The following is a 26,998-nucleotide window of genomic DNA, read 5'->3' on the forward strand; positions in this document are numbered from 1 at the left end:
CCTATGAAAAAATCTGCCGCAAACCTTTATTAACAAAATTTTAATGCTATGATTACTTTCAAATAAGATTAAGGACAATCTATCGTGACAAATTTTCAATTTGAAACCACCAATGGCACCTACCCTGTTAACGTCAATATTAGCGCCCCTTCCTCAGATTATACTGTTGATGTTTCTAGCACTGAAAATTACAGCGCTGAACATAGTGATGTCGGCAAAGCATCAAAAACAACCCTTATCATGCTTAATGCGCTTGGCGTAACCATAAAAAAGTATGACAAGCTTATTAAAGGTTTGACTCAAAAAGGGTTTACCGTTATCTATGCCGATTATCCAAATTGCGGTGAAAATACGCCACATATAAAACGGGGCATTGATTACGGCTACGATGAACTGGTGAATCATTTTGTGCATCAGTTGGTTGAAAAAGCCAAAGCGCATACGCCAAACAACGATATCGTTTTAGTGGGACATAGTTTGGGTGGACATCTTGGTACTATTTATTCAGCCATTCACAATGTACCTGTCATAGGTATCGCTTGTGGTAGTACCCATTATAAAAGCTGGGAAGGTCGTGGACGAATTAGAATCTTTCAGGCAGTTGCTGTTATTCAAGCTTTGATAAGGATTTACGGGTTTTTGCCAGGTAACAAGATTGGATTAGGTGAACGAGAAGCCAAGACGATGATGCAGAATTGGTGCAGAATCGCTCTTACGAATAAATTTGATTTTATAACTCAAAAAATGGACGATAAAAAAAGTCGGGGTCTATATATTAACATCATTGGTGATGACTTTGCTCCCTTAGAAGCAACCCAAAAACTCGCCGATCTTTGTGCCACCTCCAAGATTGTTAGGGTAAAGCTCGACGATGATCTTAAAGGTAATCAGCACGGAGTTTGGGTAAAAAGACCAGACAAAGTGATTGAAACTATTTGTGAAAATTTAGATTTTGTCGAGTCGAAAAAAGCAACCTAACTCTAAATTTATTGTTATCTAAGAACCTGTCTTCACAACTCTTCACAACCCACAATTGGTTATTTTTGCCAAAATAAGCCCCTACTTCTTTAAATTAACATTAAATAGAATGACTATTCAACCCAAGCTTTTAACTTAATGGTGCTTGGTAGTGTCTCATTTTATTCTAAAACACTCTAACTCTAGCTTATTAATACAGGTTCTAAGTTAATACAGGTTCTAAGTATTGTTAAATGGTAGTATTTTAACAGTGAATACTTCACTTTTAGCGTAAGAGGGGATTAATTAATCTGTGCTAACATTAATACAAAATAGTTTAAGCAATCTTCATGATAACATAGTGAGTTAACACTGTTTATATTTGAACATACCTAAATATTTAGGTCGCCTTATGTCTGAAACATCAATAACATCAACATCTTTTACGAATGATACCTATCCCAAATTCAAACTAACACCTTCTCAAACCAAATTTCTGCCATATGTTCTCGCTGTTGCTCTCTTTATGCAGATTTTAGACGCCACTATACTAAATACTGCACTGCCAGTGATGGCTCAAGCACTCGGCGAGTCGCCACTAAAAATGCAATGGGCGGTTATTAGTTACGCTTTAACCTTAGCGCTTTTTATCCCTATTAGTGGCTATATAGCTGATAAATATGGCACTCGTAAGACATTTTTGCTGGCCATATTAATTTTTTGTATTGGCTCCGTGCTATGTGCTATGTCCACTAATTTAAATATTCTAATTGCATCTAGAGTGGTACAAGGCATTGGCGGTGCCATGATGACACCGGTAGCAAGGTTGATTCTAGTAAAGTCCTATCCCCGCAACCAGTTGTTAACTGTGATGAACTTTGCCGTCATTCCTGCTTTAATAGCACCGCTTATAGGGCCTCTGCTTGGGGGTTACATTGTTCAGTATACTAGCTGGCACTGGATATTTTTAATCAATATACCCATGGGGCTATTGGGTCTTGTTCTTGGTTTTAAGCTTATACCAGATTTACGTGAACAAACAGGGCGCCTGGATTGGCAAGGCTTTACATTATTTGCCTTGGCCGCGGGATTATTGACCTTAGCAGTTGAGATGGTCTCAAAGCCTGAGGAGATGCTAATAGGTGTAATGCTAATAGTATTTGGACTGGCACTATTAATAGGGTATGTGTTTCATGCTCGCCACCATCAATCCGCTTTATTCCCTTTAGCTCTGTTTTCAGTACGCACTTTTAAGGTTGGTATTACAGGTAATTTATTTACCAGATTAGGCATCAGTGCAGTGCCCTATTTGCTACCGTTGTTGTTTCAGGTTGGATTTAAATACACGCCCTCAATGGCAGGCTGGTTGCTGACTCCTATTGCCGTGGGCGCTATGGGCATAAAGCCATTTGTTAGCAAAATTATTCAGCGTTTTTCTTATCGTAAAGTATTAGTAGCAAATACGACCTTACTTGGTATTTTAATTTTGTTGCTTGCTCAGCTTGATGAGCAAGTGGCTTGGTACTGGTATGTTCCATTATTGCTCATAATGGGAGCTTGTAATTCAATGCAATTTAGTGCCATGAATACCATCACTATTGGCGACTTAAAAGGAAAGCAAACCAGTAGCGGAAACAGCCTGATGGCGGTTAACCAGCAATTAGCAATGAGCTTTGGCATAGCTTTTGGTGCAGCGATATTGACTGTGTTTAGCGATAGAATTAAATTGGATATTATGACTGCTTTTCAGAGTACATTTTGGGTAATGGGAATTCTCACTATCATATCGGGCTTTTACTTTTTGCGATTAAATGCCAAAGATGGTCAAGGTTTATATTAGCATTCTACTTTGGGATTATAAAAACTTTGGAATTATAAAAAATAAAATACAAATGGGTATAATGCTAAAGAAATTGTATCTTCAATCAGCTTCCAAATTTGTTAATAATAGATCTAATGGGTTACAAGTTATTGGAATTAGTGAAAATTCAATGACTATGAATCCAACTCAAACTTAATCAATGAGGACAGTGCCTATAAGTATGCAAGCCGTCATTCGAAAAGTCGAAGAGCGCTAACCACATCAGCCTGAATTTATTCAGGCTGTCAAAGAGGTGGCTAGCACTATTGACGTTGTCTATGATCGCGATCCGAATTATGCAAAATATAAGGTGTTCGAGCGCCTAACTGAGCCTGATCGCATTATTAGCTTTCGAATTAATTGGGAAGATGATGACGGTAACATCCAAATCAACCGTGGCTGGCGAGTGCAATTCAGTAATGCGTTAGGACCTTACAAGGGAGGTATTCGCTTCCATCCATCGGTTAACGAATCTATTTTAAAATTCCTAGGATTCGAGCAGATCTTTAAAAATGCGTTAACTGGCCTACCAATGGGCGGTGCTAAAGGGGGTTCTGACTTTGACCCTTCTAATAAGTCAGACAATAAAATCCGCCGCTTCTGGTTTGGAGATGTCTCAAAACTCTGTGCGCCAATACCGTACCTTCGAGGATGTGGATGAGCAGCTGCAGATCATTATGACGAACATCCACGATGATGCCACTGCTGCTGCCGAAGAATATGGCTTTAGTGGTAATGACTGGATTGATTATATGTCTGGCGCAAATATTGCTGGCTATAACCGTGTGGCTCAAGCTTTGATTGCCTATGGGATATTAAACTAATTGGTTTGAAGTTTTATTTTATTTTGTTTAAATGAGCCTTAGAGTTTTTTATAGTATTGCGGTAAGATTAAACGATTCAAATAATGTTTCAGACAGTCAAACTAAATTGAAATCTAAAACCATAAATAAGCCCCTAAGAAATTACCTTAGGGGCTTTGTTTTTAGGTACTACACCCCTCTCCTCTGATATAAAATTTATAAGCCTTTACGAAAGGTGTGTTCGTAGGTGTTACCTAATTAACGCGCGAGACAATTTTAGTCATAGAACGTCATCTTTTATCCTAAGTTGTAGGCATGGAATTTTTCTAGTCACTCCCTTCAAATATTTTGCGAAAACTTATCCCAAATTTGATACCAAATAGTGTGTTCAGTTATGGTAGAGTTTTTATTAACTGAATTTCACAAATCTCCTAACATTTTGCCTATTCTTAATATTTGCAGTGGCAGTGTTATCGCATCCTTCACGACACTCATTGGAATTACCCCATGTTCTAGCTGATTTTTGTAGTTTTTAGAGCCGAGCTGTCTTATCTCTACTTGCTGCCCTTGTTTCAAGAAATAATTTTCCGCCAACCTATCAACATTCATATCAGTAGAGACAGTAGCGGTCTGAGTAGTAGGATTATTGCTAGGCAAAGATATATGCATAGTAGATATTGCTCTAATAGTTACAGAGGTATAGATGCCCCCTTGTAACGACGCATCGCAGGGATAGTCTGTTGTATCAGACCCTGCTATTTGCGTATGTTGTATAGACGGACATAGCTGAGCAAGTATCGAGCGCTCTTCAGATGTATACAAATGACTGGGCTTAGTGTAGTGAAAGGCTAAACGCATGCGGAAGCTTTTATCAGGGTATCTGTATATAATAATTGGCTGTTTTATATCTATAAAATTGTCATCTAACAGGGTCATTTTTTGCAAATGATCGGCACCAATCGACACCCTATAAGAGTAGTTATCTCCTAACAGCACAATCGCTTTTTGGCGTGCCCCCTTATATGATGGATAACCAATACCCCTTAAGGTGTCGTGATTAGATAAGTCATTATTATAGTTAAGGTTATTTGATTGATCATACGATACAGATGCACAGCCAATCAATAAACTTGATAGAGATATACCAAAGATAATGTTGGTAAAAACTTTGCGTAAGGATTGATTCATAATGATATGTATGATGAATAAATGATAGAAACTGAGCCATTTATTTAATATTTTAAAACCTTTAATCATAACCTATCATTGGCTATATTCGCTTAAATTAAGTCGTGCGCTTATAAATAAATGTTTTATGTGTAGTAGTTCATGTTTAATAATAGATGATTGCTAAAGGTTTGGAGTATAAAAAATTATTTGCTTAGGCTATTTTATAATTTATATTTTGATATTTCGATTTTTGGCGGGTTTAACGTTCCGTCTCATTAACCCGTCGCATTAATTCTTCCGCACTCTCTACCCGTTCAGAATATCTGTCTACAAAATATTTCGCATGATCACGGGTTAAGAGAGTAAATCGCACCAGCTCTTCTAGCACATCGACGATACGCAGATAATACCCTGACCGCCTCATTCTTTTGACCGTATTCCCCTCAGGGTCAGTGACATCCTCAAACTCTAAAAATGCTTTGGGGACTGAAGATTGATTCGGTATCGTTAGCATACGCATCCATCGTCCTAATATCCGCAATTGATTGACCGTATTAAACGATTGCGAACCGCCATTGACCTGCATCACTGCCAAAGTCTTACCTTGAGTTGGACGTACAGCCCCTATTGATAAAGGAATCCAATCAATTTGCGCTTTCATAACGCCAGTCATTGCGCCATGACGTTCTGGAGAACACCAGACCATACCCTCACTCCACTGAACCAACTCACGCAATTCTGCTACCTTAGGGTGAGTATCATCCTCATCGTCAGGTAGTGGCAGCCCAGACGGATTTAATATCTTAACCTCAGCGCCCATAGCAGTGAGTATTCTTGCGCTCTCCTCTACCACTAAACGGCTATAGGATACCTCTCGCAACGAACCATAAAGTAATAAAAATTTGGGCGCATGGGTAGTGTGCTCTCTTTGCAAATCCTCCATGGTTGGTATACGAAACTGTTCGGCATCAATATTTGGTAGTTCAGGATCCAGAGTTTCGGCTAAATTTGCGTTTTTTGGTATATTTTTCATAGGAGTATAAAGTTTTTATTATGGATTATATATAGGGTTTTTGGTTGAATGATGATGGAATCATAAGAATTTTTTATTGGATTTTTTATTGGATAATAATTTTATTTGCTTAGGCTATTTGTAATTTTAATAGGGCTTTTTGACGCTTATCATTTGGCATATCTGCTATTTCATAAAGTTTTGACACTCGCTGCTCAATAATCGCTATAGCTTCTGCAAAGTTTTTCTGGGTTTGTGCTTCATCATCCGTATTCTTTGAAGGATCATTCAACCCCCAATGCAATTTAACCATATTGGGCAATTTACCAAGCCATACAGGACAGCTCTCGCCTGCGGCATTGTCACACACCGTTATTAATATATCAGGCTCAAAGTCGCCCATATAATCTTTGTCATCCCATGAGTTGCTGGTCAATCCATCTATACAATAGCCTGATTCTGACAAATATTTTAATGTCAGTGGATGCACCTCGCCCGCCGGCGCACTTCCTGCACTCTTAGCTATGAGCCGATGTTGGCCATTTTGATTAGTAATGGCTTCAGATATGGCACTACGGCAGCGATTATGAGTGCAAATATATAGGACTTTTAGAGGATATGTTTCAGTTGCTTTTGACATTAGTATTAGCCTTTATTAAAAATTATTTGTTAAATTATCAAAAAAATGCGTGACATAAACCTTGAATGAGCATAACGCCTAGTTGATCTTATTAAAGTTTAATATTTACTTAGGCTATTTTGTAGATTGAATCAGCCTCCAACCCCTTAATATTTACATATGAAAATTTAAACAACCCAGACTCAAACGAACAAAATTGACCCACGATTAACTCAAAATACCTAGCCATATCACTAATGCACACAGTGTAGTAAATAACACGGGAACCGTTAATACAACGCCAACTTTAAAATAGTAGCCCCATGTGACCTGTACATCCTTACTGGCAAGTACATGTAACCAAAGTAAGGTCGCTAAGGAACCAATGGGGGTTATTTTTGGCCCTAAATCACAGCCAATGACGTTGGCATATACCATTGCTTGTTGAATCAATACCGGTTGTGCTGTATCAGCGATTGCTAATGATTGGATCAATACGGTAGGCATATTATTCATAATGGACGACAAACCTGCTGACATAAAACCAGTGCCAAGGGCTGCTGCCCATAATCCTTGGTCGCCTAAATAATTTAACGCAGCTGTCAAATACTGAGTTAACCCTTCGTTTTTAAGACCATACACAATCAAATACATGCCTAGAGAAAAAACAACCACCTGCCAAGGGGCACCCTTAATGACCTCAACGACCGGCAATTTTTTATTAAATGAAGCCACCGCAAGTAGCACTGCCGCCCCTATTGCTGCTATAAGGCTAATAGGAATACCCATAGGCTCTAATACAAAAAAACCAACCAGTAACGCAAGCAACACAACCCATCCTATCTTAAAGGTTGCACTATCTTTGATCGCAGAGTTTGGCGCAGGAAGCACACTGACATCATAAGATTGTGGAATATCACGACGGTAAAAATAGTACAGCACAACCAGAGAACTCAATACAGATACTACGTTAACCGGTACCATTACTTTGGCATAGTCATTAAAAGAGATATTAAAGAAGTCAGCGGATACAATATTGACAAGATTTGACACCACTAAAGGTAAGCTTGCGGTATCAGCAATAAAGCCAGCTGCCATGATAAAAGCAAGCGTTGAGGCGGCAGACATTCGCATACGAATTAGCATGGCAATAACAATAGGCGTTAGAATCAGGGCTGCACCATCGTTAGCAAATAAAGCGGCAACGACGGCACCCAATAATACGATCAAAGCGAATAGCTTTTTGCTACTGCCACCCCCAATGGTAGCAATATGCAGGGCTATCCATTCAAAAAACCCAGACTCATCAAGCAGTAAGCTAATAATAATCACAGAGATAAATGCAAACGTTGCATTCCAGACAATATCCCACACCACCGGGATGTCATTAAAGCTAATAACGCCCATGAGCAAAGCAACACTAGCACCGACTGTTGCGCTAATGCCAATGCCTAGCCCACGCGGTTGCCAAATAACGAATACTAAAGTAATAATAAAAATTAGCGCTGCAATAAACATAATGAAATCATCTTTTGGGTTATTACTACACCTCCTAACGATAAGCCTGACCTATATGGGCTTAAACTCGAAGGTGTGCTACTATTAAAAGCAATTAAAAACCGATAAAATTTTAATACCCTTAATGCTGTTTACCAAAGTATTGTTGACCAAAGTGCTGTTTACCAATTTTTAGCTATTAAGGCTTTTAATTACAAACGAGGATTGTAGCTACAAAACTTTCTCATCACTTTTATTGGTGTTATTGGTGTTATTTTTTAGCCATATATATTCTTAGGCATAGTGCCACCAAATTTATTAAGTAGAATTATACTATATTCGCATATCCGAATATATACATGTTTAGACATTTGATAGGCTTTTTATGTCACAGCAAGCCCCTGCCTTTTTTAAAGCGTTAAGCGACCCTACTCGGCTAAATCTTGTTTTGCTGCTTCGAGACAGTGAGTCTCTTTGTGTTTGTGACTTAACCACTTATTTAAACCAACCTCAGCCTACTGTATCACGCCATTTAAGCCATTTAAAAAATGCAGGATTAGTAACCAGTGAAAGGCGCGGTACTTGGATGTGGTATGCCCTTAACCCTGATCTGCCGAGATGGTGTTTGCAAGTTATTAATACGATTGAAAATAAGTAATATGCTAGGCGGCTATACCTAATTAGGTTACACTATAAAAATTACGATACACTATACCAATCAGTTCTCACAAAATAAGTTCTCATCTAAATAGCTAAGTTTTTAATAGTTAAGTTCTAAATCTAGATAGTTACTAGTCACTTAACGCCACACCTTCTCATATGACTTAAAGCCCCATTGATTGACTAATTAATTTATTAAATAGCAACATGGAATGCAATACAGGAATACTCTATGTCAAACTCTATAAAATCGTCTTCTGACCCGCTTATTTTAGCCTGTATTGATGGCTCAAATGTGACACAGTCGGTTTGCGATTATGCAGCTTGGTATGGGACACATTTGAACTTACCTGTGGCTTTATTACATGTGATTGATGTACCTAAATCTAATAGACATGATCTAAGTGGGTCTATTGGTATGGATAGCCGCCGGACTCTGCTTGACGAATTAACAAGATTAGACGAACAACAATCAAGGATTGCTAATAAACATGGAGAAGCGCTGGTTTACGATGCTAAATCGCATATCTCATTAACCCATGATGCCCTACCCGTACACACCCATTTACGCCGAGGTAAGCTGCTACCAGCAATCGAGCATTTCTCCAATAAGACAAGGCTTATTGTCTTAGGTAGACGGGGTCAAGACCATCAAAGCGAATCTGCTCATTATGAAGGTAATAAGGGGGTAAATATTGGCAGTCAGATAGAAAACGTTGTTCGTGCTATGCATGTGCCAATTTTAGTCTGTTCAGATTCTTTTAAGCCCCCTACCTCATACATGCTTGCCTTTGATGGTAGTCCAACGGCAAAAAAAGCGGTAAACATCATTTGTGAGAGTAAAATCTCGCCCGCTATGGAGGGACATATTGTTATGGTTGGCCATAGTGACACTCAAAAAGAGAACGAGCTTTATAAAGCTAAAAAACAAATGAAAGAGGCTGGGTTAGATGTAACGACGCATATTATAGATGCTAAGCATTATAATAACGATGTGGTTTCAGCCCTAACTAAATTTCAACAAGACAAAAACGTCAGTATGATAGTCATCGGTGCTTATGGACATAGCAAATGGCGACAGTTTTTTGTAGGCAGCACCACAACAAAGTTATTAACTAAAACAACGACGCCCACCCTGCTACTACGCTAAACATCTATGCCGATGGTGGCATCAACATACCCTTTTATAATCAGGGCTATTTACACTTTTATCAGCTCAGTCCTCTAATGTACTGTATTTAACGTATTAAAAAACCCCATTAAATATGTTAATGGGGTTTTTTAGTCATGATTTCGATTAAACATTATTTTAATTAAAAAATGTAAGAGTACGTGTGGTATGTTAAACGTTGGACTCTACCAGTCTTAATAAAAGATTGCTGTACGCTAATCCCACTTATCTTAACCGTATCTTAATAGTACGTTTTGGTGGGGTTGAACTGACTAACTTCTTGACGGACATTATTAATGGCTAACACAGCATTAGCACTATTATAATACTGAGCTGGCACTCCGCATGCATATCCAGAACATTTTAGATTTGGATTAGAGAAGACACCAATCTGGTTTCTGGTATTATAAGACTGAGGATAGGCCATGATAGTTGAGAAGCGTCCCATAATACCGTGACCAAGACCATATGCATAACGTGTACCAGAGGTATCGCCTTGCTGACGAGAATGTAATAAACCCATGTTATGACCCATCTCATGAGCCAGTGTTAATGACCCACAGTCAGCACCAACCACACTATATGCTGCACTTTTGTACACTGATGTATAACCAACACCGCAGGTTTTAAAACGACCGTTATATGCAGGTACATTTTGAATAAGCGTCACAAAATCTGCACCAATAGCATTACGACGCTCATAAACATAGCGACTGCTGCGAATTTCAGTCAATAGATCTGAAGGAGTTCTTGCCGAAGAGTTGTAGAACTCCTTACCGACAATACGAAGTTTTAAACCTACACCACTATTGGCATAAAAGGAGTTAACGTCTTCCTCCCAGCCTTTTAGCATTGTTGTCACAAACTTTTCACTACCATAATAATCAATAGTATCTTGATCATATAAGGCAAGCAGATCAATAGTCTCCTGGGATACTTCATCACAATAGGTTCCTGCATCTTGACAGGTCGTATTATAGTTATCAGCAGCAAATGCAGATGAGGCGCCAAGCAGTAATGCTGAACCAGCTACTAAGTTAGTTATACTTTTACGATTACTCATAAACCATTCCCTTAATTGAATATAATAAAGTAGAGTGAAAGTCTTACTGGTTGCCATAAAACCTAAAAACTTTCTTGTGACAAGTTGTCGCCATAAGTTTGATATATTTATAATAATGAAAGCTCGGCTTTAAGCTGATGTTGACATCATTTCATTATTACCTGATATTAACTAAATTTGTATACTCAAATATTCTAAAGAACTTCTCATATATTTTATTTAGTCAAGCTTTTTTATTACATAGTTAACGTTCTTCATCGTGCATATCTAGTAATATTGGTATTTCTAGTAATATTGGTGTTATTTTTTAGCAAATTTTTAATTGGCTGCACTTATTATGATTAACAATTATCTGAAGTTTGCGCATTAATCTCCTAGTGTAAGCCATGCTGTTCAGGCTCTCCTTCAATGCCATTCTCATCTATAGGAATAATCACTTCGCCGCCTTTGTTTGTCAGTGTACCGCCGGGTACAATCCAGCCTTTATCATCAAAGACATCAGTAACATAAAATCCCTCAGGAGTATTAATACCAATGTGGCTTACTGTTTTACCATTTTCATGACCTTGAATAATATTAACTCGATTAATGCTATCAAAATCTTCAAGTTTGCCTCGCCATACGGTTATATCAGGGTCATCATTGTCAACCTCTTCAACCACCATAGTGAAGGTATCATTCATATGTGGGATAGGCATTTCTAATCTGTCATTGGGTACAAGCGTCTCAATTTTCACAGGATCAAAGCGGATAAATACCCTCCCGTCTTCGGCATCACCTGGTTTTAACTTGTTGCCTAATTTGCTTGCTATAGAGCTATCTGCCTGCCAAGCATCTGGTTTATTTATAAGCGCTTTTAGCTGCGCTAGACTGAGGTCTAATTCAGGACGACGCTTATGTATTTCATTAAGCCTGTCTTTTAGCTCAGGCTCAGTAATGTACATATCGTCTGTAGGCATTATAGTTGCGCTATCGTTATCAATATCGGCACTTTTGTTTTCATGAGATATAGCGGAGGATAAATTATGGTTGGCTAGTGAAGGTTCACTTAATGAGTCGGAGTTCTCTTCCGAGTTCATGTTTGCTAATGCATGATCTTTGTTATTATTCTGGTTACCATAAACCAAAACTGCGCTTCCTATAGTAATTACTAATGCTGCAACTGGTCCGATAACTTTAAATTTCATAAGTAACCACCAATTTGTTTTAAAACGTATTTCGAATGAACCAAATATATAATGATGCTGTAAATGTATTTGTTGTGTTTGAAGGTTCATGAACTTATTTTCTAACTGTATAGATAATGCTAATAAATTATTTCTAAATTGTAAGACTAGAGTATATATTTATAAATTAATTAACGAGCTATGTTAATTTGTGACCGTATGAGTGTTTGAGAATCTTTTATGTTATTTTTTCGTCAGTTTTTAAATTAGTTATTCAACAGAATCATCAATTTGTCATCCGCGCTTAACTGTAATGTCATCTTTTATGAGCAAACTGTATGCTTTATACACGCACTAACTTTCAGTGATTAATCTAGTATGACACCCCATAAATAACGAATAGGTAAATATAGATGAGTAATCTCAACCTCAAAAAACCCCCTTTTTTATTTTTAAGAACGAGCTTATGCTCAGCGCTTCTGTTCATGTCAATTGGACTGCTAAGCGGATGTGATGATGATAACGAATCCGATACTAAAGTTAACTCTACCTTTGAGCCCATAAACTTAACCATTGCTCATATTAATGACCACCATTCTCATTTGGAACCTGAGGGCAAACAAAGCTTTTTGATTGATGGCATCACTTACCGTGCTGATAGAGGTGGGTTTGCTCGTATCAAAACCGTATTTGACGCATTAGAAGATACCTATGCAAATGGTAACTTTTTTAAGCTACATGCAGGTGATGCGATCACAGGCACGCGTTACTTTAGTTTTTATAAAGGCGATGCAGATGCTGACATGATGAATACCATTTGTTTTGATGCATTTAGTCTTGGAAACCATGAATTTGATGAAAGTGATACAGGATTAAAGACCTTTTTAGACAGGCTAAATGGTACTGAAGGCAATACTACCAACTGTAAAACCCCTGTGTTGGGCGCAAATGTGAAACCATCCTTAGGTACACCATTAGCCGCCAGCCAAGTAGATGATTATATTAAACCATATACCATCAAAACCACTAAAGACGGTGTACAGATTGGTATTATCGGCATAGATATTGCCAGTAAAACTAAAAACTCATCACGCCCGCTTACCTCAACTGAGTTTTTAGATGAAAAAATAACCGCACAAAACTATATCACTGAGCTTAAAAACAAAGGTATCGAGCACATTGTTTTATTAACGCATTACACCTATGAAAATGACAAAAAATTAGCTGCTGAATTGTCCGGTGTTGACATTATTATTGGTGGTGATTCGCACACATTACTGGGCGATTTCACACGCTACGGCGCATCTCCAGATGATAATTTTGGTGCTCAAGGCGAGTATCCAACAGTGATAACCAATAAAGATGGCGATACGGTATGTATTGGTCAAGCTTGGGAATACACCAAAGCTGTAGGTTTGATGGATGTTGGCTTTGATGATAAAGGTAAAGTGACTCACTGCCAAGGCTCGGCCATTATTCCAGTCGCTGAAACTTTTGAAAAATACAACGAAGCTAAGTCAGATTTTGAGCCTTTAGATGCGCAAAGCAATCAAACCCTACTGACTAAGTTATTAGCAGGTAAGGCCGACTTGTTAAGTAAAGACCTTATCTTGCCCTATAGCGAAAACACACAGGCAGCCGGTGTACTCGCCACTTACACTAACGCATTAGATGATAATTTATCTAAAAAGCTTGGTCATTCCGATGATGCACTTTGTCTTGTTCGTGTGCCTGGCACCACACGCTCTGCTGACATTGCTGGATGTGAAAAAACCGCTACTAGCGCACGTGGTAGTGACATTGCCCAAGTGGTGGCCAAGGCATTTTTAGATGGTGCTTTACGTGCGGACTTTGCTCTACAAAATGCGGGCGGTGTGCGCACCACAATGCCAGCGGGCGATTTGACCTATAACGATGCCTACACCCTACTCCCATTTGGTAATACACTGGTTAATCTGGAAATAACCGGTCAACAAGTCATTGATACTTTAGAAGATGCTATCTCTAACCACTTAGAGATGGGGGGCTCATCTGGCTCTCATCCTTATGCTGATGGCCTACGTTGGGATTTAGATCTGACTCAGGAAAAAGGTAAACGTGTGCGTAATGTTGAGACACGTGACCGTAAAACGGGGCAATGGTCTAACCTTGATTTGAATAAAACCTACATCATGGTTACCAATGATTATATCGCCGAAGGTCGCGATGGATACTTAACCCTTGGACCAATATTTGCGGATAAGAGCAAGGTGGAAGATACCAAACTTCTTTATACCCAATCTTTCATTGATTATGTGAATAAAGTCAGCACTATCAAACGCCCTGACCGTAGCGAATATTCACACAAGACGGTTATTACAGCGGATGGTACTTTGCTTGACCCATAAGACAGACTTGATTTACCGTTCGTGATACTTAACGCTGATGTGACAACAAAGAAAAAGAACTTATATCGTTTGTGGAGCAAACAAGACTTTATATATAACATAAAAAAACACCTGACAATATGTCAGGTGTTTTTTTGTTTTTCTAAGAAGGTAAAAAGATAGCCATTAACCAGAAACAGTCTTGGTAGTTTAAAAATCGTAGTTAACTGCAACTGTAGTAAAGCTTACTATACCAAATCTAAAAAGTCTGCCACAAAGTCATTCGCAGGATCGGCAATGAGCGCCTCTGGGGCGCCAATCTGCTCTACTGAGCCATGATTCATTACCACAATCTCGTCGGATACATCTCGCGCTTCCTCTTGGTCATGGGTTACCATGATACTGGTCACACCTAACTCGTGATGAATTGTTTTTAACCATGTTCGTAATTCTTTGCGCACTTTGGCGTCAAGTGCGCCAAACGGCTCATCTAATAGCAAAAGCTTAGGCTTAACTGCCAAAGCACGAGCCAATGCAATACGCTGACGCTGACCACCAGATAACTGATGGGGGTAGGCATTAGCTAAAGTGGGTAATTGTACTAAGTCAAGTAATTGGTTCACCCTTTTTTTGATATCGCTATTGCTGGGTCGCTCATCTTTTGGCAGCAGCTTCAACCCAAAGGCAATATTCTCACTAATGGTTTTATGACGGAACAAGGCATAGTGCTGAAACATAAAGCCAATATGGCGCTTTTGCACAGGGGTATCTGTGACATCCACCCCATCAAACAAGATGCGGCCACTGTCCGCATACTCAAGTCCTGCAATAATACGTAATAAGGTGGTCTTACCACAACCAGAGGGCCCCAGAAGTGTGGTTAACTTACCCGTTGGCACACTTAAAGAAATATCTTGCAGTGCGACAAAATTGCCAAAGCTTTTGTGAATTTTATGAATATCTATGCTCATCTTTACACTCTTTGTTAAGTTGCATTCATTGCACTTATAGTAACTGTACTTTTAATGAAAGCCATCTAAAGACAATGGACAAATGGACAGACAATAGGTTTATACCTTTATTGGCCTTACTCATTTGTGTGGCTTAATCATTTACTTGACTTGATCTTTGTTTGTCTTAGTTGACCGTGTCTGGTCAGTATTTATTCCTGTACTAGAAGCCGTATGCGATATACTGTCAATAATAGTAGGCATCTCTGGCTTATCGGCATCATGACCTTTAGGTATGACCAAAGCAGGTGCAGTAATTGCTGCACGGTCATTACCCTTAGCGTACTTACGAGTCTGTAGTTTTGACATCACTTGTTGCACAATTAACGTCAGTAATGCCAAAGCAGCCAGCAAGCTCGATAACGCAAATGCAGCCGTAAAGTTATACTCGTTATAGGCAATTTCCACTAACAATGGCATAGTATTGGTTTCGCCGCGGATATGGCCGGATACCACACTAACTGCACCAAACTCGCCCATCGCACGCGCATTAGTCAAAATAATACCGTATAACAGTGCCCATTTAATATTCGGTAAAGTAATATGCCAAAATACTTGCCAGCCTGAAGCACCCAAAGTCAATGCCGCCTGCTCTTCGCTATCGCCTTGAGACTGCATCAGAGGTATAAGCTCTCGAGCGATAAAGGGAAAGGTAACAAATAAAGTAGCCAAAACAATGCCCGGTACCGCAAATATCACTTGTATCCCCATTGATTCTAACCAACCACCCATGGTTGAGTTGAGACCAAAAAGCATGACAAACATTAGACCGGCAACCACTGGTGATACTGAAAATGGTAAATCCAGTAATGTGGTTACCAACTGCTTACCTTTAAACTGATAACGGGTAACCAGCCATGCGATGGCAATACCCAGAACAATATTAATGGGTAACACTATAGCCGCTGTAATTAAGGTCAATTTAATAGCGGAAATGGCCTCAGGATCAACCAATGCCGCAAGGTACAGCTCCCAGCCTCCTTTAAAAGCTTCGTAAAACACAGCCAATAACGGGACAACCAACATGACTATCATGAATACCGAAGCAACACCGATAAATAAGGCACGCACCCATGGTGCATCCTTAGTAGCGGCATTGTCTTGATAATTGTAGCCATTTGAAATTTGCATAACGCTTTCCTAGATTATCCCAATTTGCTTTACTTTAGCTAAATTTAATAACTGCACCTGTACGTACCTGAAATACTGTTACTACTATAGAGGTTGCCATAAGTTTGGCGGTAACAGTGCCTTCAGATAATTTTTATAACAGCGTTTATTTCGCACCAACTCGACGAGACAAATGCCACTGTAATAAGTTAATCGCCAGTAAGATAACAAAAGAGATAAGCAACATAAATAATGCAACAGCCGAAGCGCCTTCAATATCGAATTGCTCAAGTTTACTAATGATGATTAACGGCAAAATCTCAGATTGCATCGGAATATTACCAGCAATAAAGATGACAGACCCATACTCGCCAGTAGCACGAGCAAACATCATGCCAGCACCCATTAACAGCGCTGGAAATAGCTCTGGCAATATGATAGTACGAAAGGTGGTCAAGCGATTGGCACCCAATACGGCCGCTGCTTCTTCGAATTCAACCGATAACTCTTCTAATACGGGCTGTACAGCGCGAACAATAAACGGGAAGCTAACCACCACTAAGGCCAACCAAATACCAATTGGCGTAAATGCCACTTGAATGCCTACTTTGTCAAAAAACTGACCAATAAGCCCATTGGGCGCATATAAAGTGGCCAGTGAAATACCTGTGACTGCCGTGGGTAAGGCAAAAGGTAAATCGACTAAAGCATTAATTAAAGATTTGCCAAAAAATTCATAACGTACCAATACCCAAGCCACTAATGTGCCAAACACCATATTGGTCAACATGGCATAAAACGACATCTTTAACGACAAGATAATTGCTGCTTTCACTTGTGGCTGACTAATTGCTCCAATAAATCCGCTCCAGCCCATTTGAGTAGTGGTATACGCCATCATTGCAAAAGGTAATATAACCAAAAGCGATAAGCTTAAGACAGTAATACCCAGTGATAAGCCAAAGCCTGGCAGTACATTACGCTGACGCAATCTTGTTAGCCAAGAGCGTTTAGGTTCTGCTATCACTGTCGATGGGGCTGGTTGATTCATTACCGTCTCACTGCTTAGATTTTCAGATTGCTTCTTTAAATATCGCTACTTTAAAATAGCTACTTTTTAGGTAGTGCTCATGCTAACAGGGCTCGGTTATTAAGTTTAATGATGAATAAGGCTATCGTAGTGAATAAAAGGAATATACTTAGATTCTGGTACCCCCTTTTTAGATGACTTAATAGGTTAAATACTCAAACGCTATTTATCCTTTTATCCTTCACATGTTTATTGAACTTTTTATGTCACTTTCAATAGCCTATTGCTTACTGATTGAAACAATTGTAATTTATGAGGTAATAAGCTTTTACCCAACAAAAAATGCAGTTGGGAATAAGCGTTATCTATTAGATAACCGCTTATTCCCAACTGCATTCGTTGAATAAATAGACTGTGTTAATAGCCTGCCCTTAAAACTTGATTGCTTGGTCAATTAAAGGTTTGAAATAATTTAGAGCGTTACTGAAAACGCCCTATTATTAGTCAAGGTAGATAATTATTAACCAAACGTCTTGCTAAACCTATATAAAAACCGGATGTTGCAACTATCGTTTTATAACGAGCTTTTTATTAAAAGATGGTTTAGTTCGGTGCATTGATCGCCAATTGATCAAAGACGCCACCTTCACTAAAGAAGTTGTCCATAATTTCATCCCATGATCCAAAAACATCATTCGGACGGAAAGTATCTACTGGTGGTAGCTTGTCACTATTGGCCTCAAGTACAGATTGCACACTGGGGCGTAAGTACAAATCAGCTGCCAATTGCTGAGCCGCATCGCTCCATAAGTAGTTTAAATACTCTGTGGCAGCTTCGGTAGTGCCTTTCTTGTCAGTAACCGTCTTAACAACGGCTACTGGACTTTCTGATTTAATCGAATAATCGGGATAAACAATATCAACTTGACCTTTACCAAACTTTGTCGCCGCTAAATTTGACTCATTTTCAAAGGTAATTAGCACATCGCCAATATTACGTTGAACAAACGTAGTGGTCGCTGCACGCCCACCATTTTCATAAACTTTTACATTTTTAAGTAAGTCTTTCACAAAACCTTTGGTTTTATCTTCATCATTATTAAAAGTATGTAATCCATACCCATAAGCCCCTAAAAAGGCATATCGGCCATTACCGGTCACTTTTGGATTGGCCATGACGATTTCCACACCTGACTGAGTTAAATCCTCCCAACCTTTAATGTTTTTGGGGTTGTCTTTACGAACTAAAAACACGATGGTACTGGTAAAAGGAACCGAGTAATCTGGGAAGGCATCCGTCCAGTCGTCAGCTACTAGGCCTCTTTTTTGCAATAACTCAATATCAGAGCCTTGATTCATGGTTGCCACATCAGCTTGTAAGCCATTAGCAACTGAAAGAGCTTGTTTGCTTGATCCACCGTGGGACTGTTTGATTTTAATATTAACGTTAGGGTGTTCAGCTTTATAATGCTCAACAAACATAGGGTTGTAGTCTTTATAAAAGTCACGTGCTACGTCATAAGAGACGTTAAGTAGCTCTATATCTTTTGCTTCTGCCGAGGTTGCTTTAGTACTATCAGCATTGCTATCCGCTGTCTCATCTTTACTTTGATTGCTACAGGCGGATAGACCCAGCGCTAATGCTGCTACTGTGCTAATTGAAGCGAGCTTAGCGGTTTTTGTAAGGGTGCCTTGGCTGAAATTAAATGTAATTGCCATTTTTCTGTGTCCTTTGTTGGCAGAAGTATATTTTTTGATGCTGGTTATGCTAACAGGGGTTATGACTTATGTTTAGTGATGAGTTAGGCTATCGTATTGAAGAAATGGAATATGAATGGCTCTACTTAAAAGTTAAAATAGAAAAATAAAATGAGGCTCTGGTTAATAAAATAGCCATTGTGGTCATAACATTTTAAACTGGCAGAAGGTAAGACTGTTAGAAAAAAATGAGCGATTGTTTTGTGCTAATGCGGTGTTACTGATATATTAATATTCGTCTTTAGTCTAAGGCATTAAAGGTTTATAGCTATTTAACTGTTGATTGTATTTATATTTTCAGTCGTCAGTTAAATATTAAAAGTATCAGTAGGTTTATCATGAAGTAGTTATATTCATTAATGTTTAAGCATTAAACTTACCCCTAGCCTCAAGGAGCAAAGTTATTAAAAATCTAACCCTAAACACCCTGACCATTACTCTTTTTACCATTGGCCTTATTGGCTGTTCATCCACAGTAAATAACACTCATTCAACTACTCATTCAAACACGCAGAATGTTATCAATAAACATGCGGATAATCATGTTTCTATCTGGAGTTACCTTGGAGACAATGGTCCAGAATTTTGGGGTGATATCAAAGGAAATGAGACCTGTAAGATTGGCGAAGAACAGTCTCCCATTAATATTGAAACTGTATTAAAAAGCTCTGACGCTGCCCCTAAATCAAACTTTTCAACATCAAATATAGAAGTTATTAGTAATGGCCATACTGTCGTTTATACACCACAAGATGATAAAAATACAACAACTATTAAAGGCGAGTTATATACCTTAAAACAATTTCATTATCATACTCCAAGTGAACATCAAATATCTGGGGTAAACTATCCCGCTGAAATTCATTTTGTACATGCAAATGCTAATGGTCATTTAGCTGTGATTGGGGTTATGCTAAACCCGAATGCTACCAATACATCTAATGATACAAACTTTAAACGTTTGGTTAATAGTAGTAAGGCTACTGCTAAAACAGGTCAACCGGTTTTAGTAAAAAATATTAACATTAGTGAAATTCTACCAACAGCGACTGGCTTTTATCACTATCAAGGATCTTTAACAACACCTCCTTGCTCAGAAAAAGTACAGTGGTATGTGATGCAAAACCCAAAGTCCATCACTGCAACCCAGTTAGTAGACTTATCTACACTGTATGAAGGGAATAATCGCCCCGTGAAGCCTTTAGGTAAACGTGATGTTTTATTGGTTAAATAGTTGCACTTATGGTTATAATATTAATGATTGTCTAGGTTGCCTATTAAATCTGACCATTGTTAAATGATCAAATGTTAAATGATCAACTTAATCAAAGCCAATTCAGTAGCAAAAAAGTAAAAAAGAGCACCAAGTATTTTAAAGTTACTTGGTGCTCTTTAGGGTGCTCTTTAGAATATAGCGGCTTACCACTTAAAATTTGTCAAATTAATTTTAACGATATTTAAACCGCTGAAGCACCTGATAGCTTAATCTCAGCACGGTCTTCTTTGGCAATGCCTGCATAGTATTCGCGTAAGATTGCTAACACTTCTGGACGACTGAAATTCTCTGGCACTGGAGCATCTTCTGATAAAGCCTTACGTAGCTTGGTTCCCGATACTTTTACATGGTGCTCAGCATCATGCGGGCATGTTTTGGTCGATGCCATTGCTTGACACGCATTGCACCAGAAGGTCCAATCAATCTTGAGCGGCTTGGTCTCCAGCGCATCTTTATCGATAGTATCAAAGATGGCTTGCGCATCAAAGGGGCCGTAGTAATCGCCCACACCGGCATGATCACGACCAACAATCAAATGGCTACAACCATAGTTTTGACGGAAGAGCGCATGCAATAAAGCTTCGCGTGGGCCTGCATAACGCATATCTAAAGGGTAGCCTGCTTGAATGACCGTATCTTTTTTAAAGTAGTTATCAATTAATGTCTTAATGGCTTCTTGGCGCACTTCCGCGGGAATATCGCCCGGCTTTAAAGCACCTAGTAAAGAGTGAATCATTACCCCATCACAAATCTCGATAGCAATTTTTGCCAAATATTCATGTGAGCGGTGCATTGGGTTACGGGTTTGGAAGGCAGCCACGGTTTGCCAGTTTTTCTGTTCAAATAAAGCACGAGTTTCGGCGGGTGTTTTATAAATATCAGGATATAAAGTTGGGAATTCGCCTTGGCTAAATACCTTAACCGCACCTGCCACGTTTACCTCGCCTTGTTCTAATACTTGCTTAACTCCCGGATGCGCCTCATCGGTAGTGGTAAATACTTGCTGGCATTCGTGATTTTTATCAATAGTATAAGTTTCCTCAACGGTAATAACCCCCATGATCTCCCCATCCTCAGCGACCAATGCGACGTCATTACCTGGCGCTAGGGTATCTGCCTGCTCTTTAGTGGTTGACAGTGTGATGGGAATTGGCCAAAACAGACCATTATTACTGCCTGACTTTAAGGTCATCTCGTCGACAACCCCTTTCCAATCGGCTTGGTTCATAAAGCCATCTAGCGGAGTAAATCCACCAATGCCTAGCATGATTAAGTCACCCCGTTCGCGAGAGGTTAAGGTAATTTGTGGTAATGATTTGGCCGCTTCAAGTGCTTTACTCAGTGCTTCTCCTTCTAGCAACAAAGGCTTTAGCTCAGTGCTTCCATGCGGGGGTACGATGCTCGTTTTACCTAAGCGTTTTACTATTTTTTGTTCAGTCATAACATCATCCAGTACTTATAGAGAGTTTATAGAGTGCTAAAATAAGCTTAAATCAATGATCTAAACTCTTTTAAAAATTTGATTGCACTAGACTAACCAACTTTGCTTATTCTTATCTATGCTGTGTTTGGATATAGATATGACTATTATGAATTTATGGATTGGACAATGCCTAGGTAGTATAGTGCCATGATTTTTATTTATCTAAAGGCATAATAATTATGTATAAGTACACTCACGCGGACCAAGCCATGGTCGATGAACGGGTTGAGCAGTTTCGCGATCAAACCCGTCGTTACCTAGCTGGAGAGTTACCCGAGGAGCAATATTTACCATTGCGCTTACAAAACGGTCTTTATATTCAACGTCATGCGCCTATGTTACGTATTGCCGTGCCTTATGGTCTGTTGGCAAGCTATCAATTACGCAAGCTAGCAGATATTACACGCCGTTATGACAGAGGCTATGGTCATTTCACTACCCGCACTAACTTACAATTAAACTGGCCTAAGCTTGAAGAAGTACCGGATATCCTTGCTGAGTTGGCCTCGGTGCAGATGCACGCCATTCAGACGTCAGGAAACTGTATCCGTAATACCACCACTGATCCTTATGCGGGCGTTAATGCCAATGAGATTGAAGATCCACGCCCCTATTGTGAGATTATTCGTCAGTGGTCAACCTTTCACCCTGAGTTTGCATTTTTACCACGTAAATTCAAAATTGCTGTTATCGGGACATCAGAAGACCGAGCAGCCACTCAGGTTCATGATATCGGCTTACATATTATTAAAAATGAACAAGGCGAGATTGGCTTTGAGGTAATCGTCGGTGGTGGATTAGGTCGTACCCCTATTATCGGTAAGACCATACGTGAATTCTTACCGCGGAAACATTTATTGAGCTATTTAGATGCCATATTACGCGTCTATAACCTACACGGCCGACGTGACAACAAATATAAAGCCCGTATCAAAATTTTAGTAGAGAGTATGGGTGCTAGAGAGTTTGGTAAGCTGGTTGAAAAAGAATGGGAAACGTTCACTAAAGATGGACCGCTTACCTTAACAGAAGATAACTTTGCAACCGCTAAAAGCTACTTTCCAGAATTCGATTACGAAAACATCGATGAACTGGCCAGCAAAACCGAGCTCAACAAACACTTTGAAGAAAAGGCCTTTTCAGACTGGTATTCACGAAATACAGTAGCACACAAAGTTGCTGGCTATCGTGCTGTAATCGTCTCTTTAAAATCAGGTCTCGTTAATGGTAAATATGTACCTGCTGGAGATATTACCGATCATCAACTTGATCGCTTAGCTGACCTAGCAGATGAGTACAGCTTTGCTGAGATCCGTGCTACGCATCAGCAAAACTTAGTCTTTGCAGATGTTAAAGAGACTGATCTTTATGCGTTATGGCAAGCTCTAACGGAGCTTGACTTAGCACGGGCTAATATCGGTACACTTACTGATATGATTGTATGCCCAGGATTTGATTTATGTGCGCTGGCCAATGCCACTACTTATAACATCGCTGAGCAAATTGAGAAGTACTTTGATAATTTGGACTACTTATATGACTTGGGAGATATCCAGCTGAATATGTCTGGTTGTATGAACGCTTGTGCTCACCACCATGTTGGAGATATCGGTATTTTAGGTGTTGATAAAAAAGGCGAGCATTGGTATCAGATCAGCTTGGGTGGTAGCTCAAAAGAAGACACTCGTCTTGGTAATATCTTAGGGCGCTCTGTTGCCACTGAGGAGGTAGCACCAACCCTAAAGAAGATTTTAAACGTATATACTAATCAGCGCCACGTTGAAGGCGATAGCCCCGAACCCTTTGCTGACTTCGTGCAACGTGTGGGTATCGAACCATTCAAGGAGGCAGTATATGGGTAGTTATCATATCTTAAATGATGAAGCCATTAGCATGACAAATGATGATAGTTGGTATGCTATTAATACGGCTGAGCTTCCTGAATCTGTATCCATTAAAAGCATTCAGCTGAGTGAACTACTGCACAAAGACGAGCGCTTAGATGTGATCTTGCCATTAAATGAAGTCGTCGCTCCTAAGTCAGATACAAAAGCCACTACTACAGGCGCTCCTAAAGGATTATTAAAGGAGCTGTTAGATCTCATTGCAGGGCGCTCAAGCCGTATGGGACTGTGGGCAGATACCAATGTGAGTACTGACCAATTAGATGATTTACTTAAAGCCAGTAAGGATGCAGACCGTCCACTATTACATAACCTTGACCTAATCGTCTTATTTCAGCCAGCTTTTGTTGATGGACGTAGCTTTAGTCAAGCACGTCATCTGCGTCAACAGGGGTTTAAAGGCGAAATTCGCATCGCTGGCGAGTTTGGTCTTGACCAAATTGCTTACTTAAAACGTGCGGGAGTAGATAGTTTCGTCATTCCTGATGAGAAGATGACAGAAGATATTCCCTTCCTATTTAGTGCGCTACCCTCCTCATACGATGGTAGCGTAGCCAGTCAGTTACCCATGTTTAGATAAATTTTTAATGATTATTTTAGAGTTTTACTGATTAACTATTTCACTGATTAACTATTTTACATTTTTTCGCTTAAGGACATTTTATGAGCATCGATATCAATATTGACCAAGCTAACAAAGAATTAAACGGCAAGACACCAGAGCAAATCGTAGAATGGGCGTTAGCAAAAGCTGAAAATCCGATTATTACCACCAACTTCCGTCCGTACGAGTCTGCTATCTTACATTTAGTAGCCAAGCAAAAGCCTGACATCACTGTATTATGGGTAGACTCGGGTTATAATACTGATGCAACTTATAAGTTTGCCAACAAGCTGATTAAAGACTTAAATCTTAATGTCGTGACATATATTCCTAAGCAAACCAGCGCTCATCGTGATGCGACGTTTAATGGTATTCCAAGTGTTAACAACCCCCTACATGCTGAGTTTACTGAGCAAGTAAAACTTGAGCCATTCAAACGTGCCCTTAGTGAATTAAAACCTGACGTTTGGTTTAATGCTATTCGCAAGGATCAAACTGAATTCCGTCAGGGTTTAGACGTACTCAGCCAATCAAAAGATGGCGTGTTAAAAGTAGCGCCGTTGTTCTACAAAACTGACAACGATTTAGATGCTTACTTAGAAGAAAATGACTTACCCAATGAGTTTGATTACTTCGATCCCACTAAGGTTGAGGAAAACCGCGAGTGTGGATTGCATACTCAGCTGTAACTTTAGCTTTTAATAATAGATTTATTTATAAGAGATGATGATTTGGCTAATAAAAATACCGCTTCGATGTAAGCGGTGTTTTTTTTGTTTGTTATCTTTCATCTTATCCCACTAATGCTTAATAGCATTCAAGTCATCGGTTTTATATATGCTGCTATTTAACACGGATAAAACAAATTTCAAAAACTCCTAAAGAATAGAAAACCAGACTCTGTTATGAAAAATACGAATTAAGTAATATCAACTTCTAAGATGTTTGTTAACGCTTCTTACGACATAATGGCAACATATTTTCAGTGTAAGTTTTTGGATTATGGATACCTTTCCTTTATTTTTTAAATTAACAAATCAACCGGTATTAATTGTCGGTGGTGGCGAAGTGGCTCAGCGTAAAGCGGATCTGCTGTCTCGTGCTGGGGCACTTATTACGATATTGGCTCCAGAGATCAGTGAAGAGATACGTGAACTACTGGCTGATGAAAAACACAGCTTGATTACGGCGCAGTACGACAAAAAATATATTGAAGGTAAACGAATCGTCATCGCGGGTACAGACGATGAAAGATTAAACCGCCGAGTACATGCAGATTGTAAAGACTTAAACATACCGGTTAACGTGGTTGATACACCGCCACTGTGTGACTTTATATTCCCAGCCATTGTCGATAGAAACCCTATCGTTATCGGTATTTCATCAAATGGTAAAGCGCCTGTGCTGGCACGCCTTACCCGTGCTCGGTTGGAAACTTTAATACCTCAAGGCTATGGCAGACTGGCGAAGCTTGCCGGCGATATGCGAGATGAAGTCAAATCAAAAATACCGACACTAACGGGCAGACGTCAGTTTTGGGAAAAAGCGTTTGAAGGCAAGGTTAGTGAACTCATGTTTTCTGGACGTGACAGTGAGGCAGAAAAGGCGTTAAAAGATAATTTAGAGGCTGCTACTAATGAGATAGCAAGCAATACCTCGGATACAGAGTCTAACAATAAAAAAAATATAGGAGAGGTTTATATCGTCGGTGCTGGCCCCGGTGATCCTGAACTTTTGACGTTTAAGGCGTTGCGCCTTATGCAACAAGCCGATATTGTCTATCATGATGCGCTGGTATCGGCTGAGGTATTAGACCTTTGCCGCCGAGATGCGCACAAAGTATTTGTGGGTAAAAAACGCAGTAACCATGCCGTCGCTCAGCAAGGGATTAATCAATTGATGATCAATGCTGCCAAGTCAGGCAAACGTGTGGTGCGTCTAAAAGGTGGTGATCCCTTTGTGTTTGGGCGTGGTGGTGAGGAGATTCAAGCGTTACGTGCAGCCGGCATACCCTATCAAGTAGTGCCCGGTATTACTGCTGCTGGTGCTGCTGCTTGCTATACCGGCATACCCCTTACCCATCGTGACCATTCACAATCGGTGCGCTTCGTCACTGGTTTCTTAAAGTCTGGCGAGCCGAATAATGGCTTTGAATCTTTAACCAACCCTAATGAGACCATTGTCTTTTATATGGGGTTACATTCATTAGAGCGTTTGACCACAGGACTCATAAGCGCTGGACGTGATAAAGATACGCCGATTGCGATTGTGTCACATGCCAGTCTGCCAACCCAGCAAGTCATGACGGGTACGCTTAGCAATATTGTTGCCAAGCACGAGGCCAACCCACTACCAACACCAGCATTATTAATCGTAGGTGAGGTTGCCAAACTGCATGACAATCTGGCGTGGTATGGCGAACATATTAGCGATACCGATCAGCAGGCGCATGCGCTTAATATGGTTTAAGCCTCTTAC

General features: G+C 39.6%; 22 protein-coding genes and 1 pseudogene. 12 read left to right on the top strand and 11 right to left on the bottom strand.

The window, feature by feature from the left end; translation table 11 throughout:
• Positions 1–84 precede the first annotated feature (84 nt).
• The 4 genes and pseudogenes from AC2SLL_RS06335 to AC2SLL_RS06350 all read left to right on the top strand — a co-directional run bounded on the left by AC2SLL_RS06335 (position 85) and on the right by AC2SLL_RS06350 (position 3,642).
• Positions 85–978, top strand: coding sequence for an alpha/beta fold hydrolase (locus AC2SLL_RS06335; protein ID WP_486530841.1), 894 nt, complete (start codon positions 85–87; stop codon positions 976–978).
• Positions 979–1,369: 391 nt separating this feature from the next.
• Positions 1,370–2,797: a DHA2 family efflux MFS transporter permease subunit gene (locus AC2SLL_RS06340; protein WP_486530842.1), complete on the top strand. Its 1,428-nt coding sequence runs from the start codon at positions 1,370–1,372 to the stop codon at positions 2,795–2,797.
• 256 nt (positions 2,798–3,053) lie between these two features.
• Positions 3,054–3,419 (top strand): annotated as a pseudogene (locus AC2SLL_RS06345) (Glu/Leu/Phe/Val dehydrogenase dimerization domain-containing protein); the annotation flags it as partial.
• A gap of 10 nt (positions 3,420–3,429) precedes the next feature.
• Positions 3,430–3,642 (top strand): hypothetical protein, encoded by a 213-nt coding sequence (locus tag AC2SLL_RS06350; protein ID WP_486530843.1) that lies wholly within the window; start codon positions 3,430–3,432, stop codon positions 3,640–3,642.
• A gap of 399 nt (positions 3,643–4,041) precedes the next feature.
• Here the strand turns inward: AC2SLL_RS06350 and AC2SLL_RS06355 are convergent, their stop codons facing one another.
• The 4 genes from AC2SLL_RS06355 to AC2SLL_RS06370 all read right to left on the bottom strand — a co-directional run bounded on the left by AC2SLL_RS06355 (position 4,042) and on the right by AC2SLL_RS06370 (position 7,940).
• Positions 4,042–4,809, bottom strand: a complete 768-nt coding sequence (locus AC2SLL_RS06355; protein ID WP_486530844.1) for a hypothetical protein — start codon at positions 4,807–4,809, stop codon at positions 4,042–4,044.
• Between the two features lie 241 nt (positions 4,810–5,050).
• Positions 5,051–5,824: an arsenical resistance protein ArsH gene (gene arsH / locus AC2SLL_RS06360; RefSeq protein ID WP_486530845.1), complete on the bottom strand. Its 774-nt coding sequence runs from the start codon at positions 5,822–5,824 to the stop codon at positions 5,051–5,053.
• A gap of 109 nt (positions 5,825–5,933) precedes the next feature.
• Positions 5,934–6,443, bottom strand: a complete 510-nt coding sequence (locus AC2SLL_RS06365; protein WP_486530846.1) for an arsenate reductase ArsC — start codon at positions 6,441–6,443, stop codon at positions 5,934–5,936.
• 207 nt (positions 6,444–6,650) lie between these two features.
• Positions 6,651–7,940, bottom strand: coding sequence for an arsenic transporter (locus AC2SLL_RS06370; protein ID WP_486530847.1), 1,290 nt, complete (start codon positions 7,938–7,940; stop codon positions 6,651–6,653).
• A 364-nt stretch (positions 7,941–8,304) separates the two neighbouring features.
• Here AC2SLL_RS06370 and AC2SLL_RS06375 point away from each other — a divergent pair, with 364 nt between their 5' ends.
• A complete protein-coding gene (locus AC2SLL_RS06375) occupies positions 8,305–8,577 on the top strand; it encodes an ArsR/SmtB family transcription factor (RefSeq protein WP_486530848.1) in 273 nt (90 codons plus the stop codon).
• Positions 8,578–8,811: 234 nt separating this feature from the next.
• Positions 8,812–9,729, top strand: a complete 918-nt coding sequence (locus tag AC2SLL_RS06380; protein ID WP_486530849.1) for a universal stress protein — start codon at positions 8,812–8,814, stop codon at positions 9,727–9,729.
• Positions 9,730–9,991: 262 nt separating this feature from the next.
• Here AC2SLL_RS06380 and AC2SLL_RS06385 read toward each other — a convergent pair whose 3' ends face one another.
• Both AC2SLL_RS06385 and AC2SLL_RS06390 read right to left on the bottom strand, forming a co-directional pair.
• Complete coding sequence (locus AC2SLL_RS06385) at positions 9,992–10,813, bottom strand: M12 family metallo-peptidase (protein ID WP_486530850.1); 822 nt, start codon at positions 10,811–10,813, stop codon at positions 9,992–9,994.
• Positions 10,814–11,187: 374 nt separating this feature from the next.
• Entirely contained in the window at positions 11,188–12,000 is an 813-nt protein-coding gene (locus AC2SLL_RS06390) for a hypothetical protein (RefSeq protein ID WP_486530851.1), read from the bottom strand.
• A gap of 392 nt (positions 12,001–12,392) precedes the next feature.
• On the opposite strand from AC2SLL_RS06390, the gene AC2SLL_RS06395 reads away from it, so the two are divergent.
• The gene (locus AC2SLL_RS06395) at positions 12,393–14,366 is read left to right on the top strand and encodes a bifunctional metallophosphatase/5'-nucleotidase (protein ID WP_486530852.1); all 1,974 of its coding nucleotides are present in this window, start codon (positions 12,393–12,395) and stop codon (positions 14,364–14,366) included.
• A gap of 227 nt (positions 14,367–14,593) precedes the next feature.
• Here the strand turns inward: AC2SLL_RS06395 and AC2SLL_RS06400 are convergent, their stop codons facing one another.
• The 4 genes from AC2SLL_RS06400 to AC2SLL_RS06415 form a co-directional block, all read right to left on the bottom strand.
• Complete coding sequence (locus AC2SLL_RS06400) at positions 14,594–15,316, bottom strand: sulfate/molybdate ABC transporter ATP-binding protein (protein ID WP_486530853.1); 723 nt, start codon at positions 15,314–15,316, stop codon at positions 14,594–14,596.
• A 141-nt stretch (positions 15,317–15,457) separates the two neighbouring features.
• On the bottom strand, positions 15,458–16,486 hold the full coding sequence (gene cysW, locus AC2SLL_RS06405; RefSeq protein WP_486530855.1) for a sulfate ABC transporter permease subunit CysW: 1,029 nt from the start codon (positions 16,484–16,486) through the stop codon (positions 15,458–15,460).
• Positions 16,487–16,631: 145 nt separating this feature from the next.
• The gene (cysT, locus tag AC2SLL_RS06410) at positions 16,632–17,516 is read right to left on the bottom strand and encodes a sulfate ABC transporter permease subunit CysT (protein WP_486530856.1); all 885 of its coding nucleotides are present in this window, start codon (positions 17,514–17,516) and stop codon (positions 16,632–16,634) included.
• Positions 17,517–18,098: 582 nt separating this feature from the next.
• Positions 18,099–19,214 (bottom strand): sulfate ABC transporter substrate-binding protein, encoded by a 1,116-nt coding sequence (locus AC2SLL_RS06415; RefSeq protein WP_486530857.1) that lies wholly within the window; start codon positions 19,212–19,214, stop codon positions 18,099–18,101.
• 589 nt (positions 19,215–19,803) lie between these two features.
• On the opposite strand from AC2SLL_RS06415, the gene AC2SLL_RS06420 reads away from it, so the two are divergent.
• Positions 19,804–20,487 (top strand): carbonic anhydrase, encoded by a 684-nt coding sequence (locus AC2SLL_RS06420; RefSeq protein ID WP_486530944.1) that lies wholly within the window; start codon positions 19,804–19,806, stop codon positions 20,485–20,487.
• 223 nt (positions 20,488–20,710) lie between these two features.
• Here AC2SLL_RS06420 and sat read toward each other — a convergent pair whose 3' ends face one another.
• Positions 20,711–21,970: a sulfate adenylyltransferase gene (gene sat, locus AC2SLL_RS06425; protein ID WP_486530858.1), complete on the bottom strand. Its 1,260-nt coding sequence runs from the start codon at positions 21,968–21,970 to the stop codon at positions 20,711–20,713.
• Positions 21,971–22,191: 221 nt separating this feature from the next.
• Between sat and AC2SLL_RS06430 the strand changes: the two genes are divergently transcribed.
• The 4 genes from AC2SLL_RS06430 to cysG all read left to right on the top strand — a co-directional run bounded on the left by AC2SLL_RS06430 (position 22,192) and on the right by cysG (position 26,989).
• On the top strand, positions 22,192–23,874 hold the full coding sequence (locus AC2SLL_RS06430; RefSeq protein WP_486530860.1) for a nitrite/sulfite reductase: 1,683 nt from the start codon (positions 22,192–22,194) through the stop codon (positions 23,872–23,874).
• On the top strand, positions 23,867–24,496 hold the full coding sequence (locus AC2SLL_RS06435) for a DUF934 domain-containing protein (protein ID WP_486530861.1): 630 nt from the start codon (positions 23,867–23,869) through the stop codon (positions 24,494–24,496). Before AC2SLL_RS06430 ends, AC2SLL_RS06435 begins: the two co-directional genes overlap by 8 nt.
• A gap of 83 nt (positions 24,497–24,579) precedes the next feature.
• Complete coding sequence (locus AC2SLL_RS06440) at positions 24,580–25,209, top strand: phosphoadenosine phosphosulfate reductase domain-containing protein (protein ID WP_486530862.1); 630 nt, start codon at positions 24,580–24,582, stop codon at positions 25,207–25,209.
• Positions 25,210–25,522: 313 nt separating this feature from the next.
• Positions 25,523–26,989 (top strand): siroheme synthase CysG, encoded by a 1,467-nt coding sequence (gene cysG / locus AC2SLL_RS06445; RefSeq protein ID WP_486530863.1) that lies wholly within the window; start codon positions 25,523–25,525, stop codon positions 26,987–26,989.
• The last annotated feature ends 9 nt before the right edge of the window (positions 26,990–26,998 follow it).

Source organism: Psychrobacter sp. CX97 (assembly GCF_057396285.1).

Coding starts and splice junctions, on each gene's coding strand:
- AC2SLL_RS06390 (WP_486530851.1), bottom strand. CDS start 12,000: ATGAAATTTAAAGTTATCGGACCAGTTGCAGCATTAGTAATTACTATA.
- AC2SLL_RS06440 (WP_486530862.1), top strand. CDS start 24,580: ATGAGCATCGATATCAATATTGACCAAGCTAACAAAGAATTAAACGGC.
- AC2SLL_RS06340 (WP_486530842.1), top strand. CDS start 1,370: ATGTCTGAAACATCAATAACATCAACATCTTTTACGAATGATACCTAT.
- AC2SLL_RS06365 (WP_486530846.1), bottom strand. CDS start 6,443: ATGTCAAAAGCAACTGAAACATATCCTCTAAAAGTCCTATATATTTGC.
- AC2SLL_RS06430 (WP_486530860.1), top strand. CDS start 22,192: ATGTATAAGTACACTCACGCGGACCAAGCCATGGTCGATGAACGGGTT.
- AC2SLL_RS06400 (WP_486530853.1), bottom strand. CDS start 15,316: ATGAGCATAGATATTCATAAAATTCACAAAAGCTTTGGCAATTTTGTC.
- arsH (WP_486530845.1), bottom strand. CDS start 5,824: ATGAAAAATATACCAAAAAACGCAAATTTAGCCGAAACTCTGGATCCT.
- AC2SLL_RS06375 (WP_486530848.1), top strand. CDS start 8,305: ATGTCACAGCAAGCCCCTGCCTTTTTTAAAGCGTTAAGCGACCCTACT.
- AC2SLL_RS06350 (WP_486530843.1), top strand. CDS start 3,430: ATGTCTCAAAACTCTGTGCGCCAATACCGTACCTTCGAGGATGTGGAT.
- AC2SLL_RS06355 (WP_486530844.1), bottom strand. CDS start 4,809: ATGAATCAATCCTTACGCAAAGTTTTTACCAACATTATCTTTGGTATA.
- AC2SLL_RS06370 (WP_486530847.1), bottom strand. CDS start 7,940: ATGTTTATTGCAGCGCTAATTTTTATTATTACTTTAGTATTCGTTATT.
- sat (WP_486530858.1), bottom strand. CDS start 21,970: ATGACTGAACAAAAAATAGTAAAACGCTTAGGTAAAACGAGCATCGTA.
- AC2SLL_RS06380 (WP_486530849.1), top strand. CDS start 8,812: ATGTCAAACTCTATAAAATCGTCTTCTGACCCGCTTATTTTAGCCTGT.
- AC2SLL_RS06435 (WP_486530861.1), top strand. CDS start 23,867: ATGGGTAGTTATCATATCTTAAATGATGAAGCCATTAGCATGACAAAT.
- AC2SLL_RS06385 (WP_486530850.1), bottom strand. CDS start 10,813: ATGAGTAATCGTAAAAGTATAACTAACTTAGTAGCTGGTTCAGCATTA.
- cysT (WP_486530856.1), bottom strand. CDS start 17,516: ATGAATCAACCAGCCCCATCGACAGTGATAGCAGAACCTAAACGCTCT.
- cysW (WP_486530855.1), bottom strand. CDS start 16,486: ATGCAAATTTCAAATGGCTACAATTATCAAGACAATGCCGCTACTAAG.
- cysG (WP_486530863.1), top strand. CDS start 25,523: ATGGATACCTTTCCTTTATTTTTTAAATTAACAAATCAACCGGTATTA.
- AC2SLL_RS06395 (WP_486530852.1), top strand. CDS start 12,393: ATGAGTAATCTCAACCTCAAAAAACCCCCTTTTTTATTTTTAAGAACG.
- AC2SLL_RS06415 (WP_486530857.1), bottom strand. CDS start 19,214: ATGGCAATTACATTTAATTTCAGCCAAGGCACCCTTACAAAAACCGCT.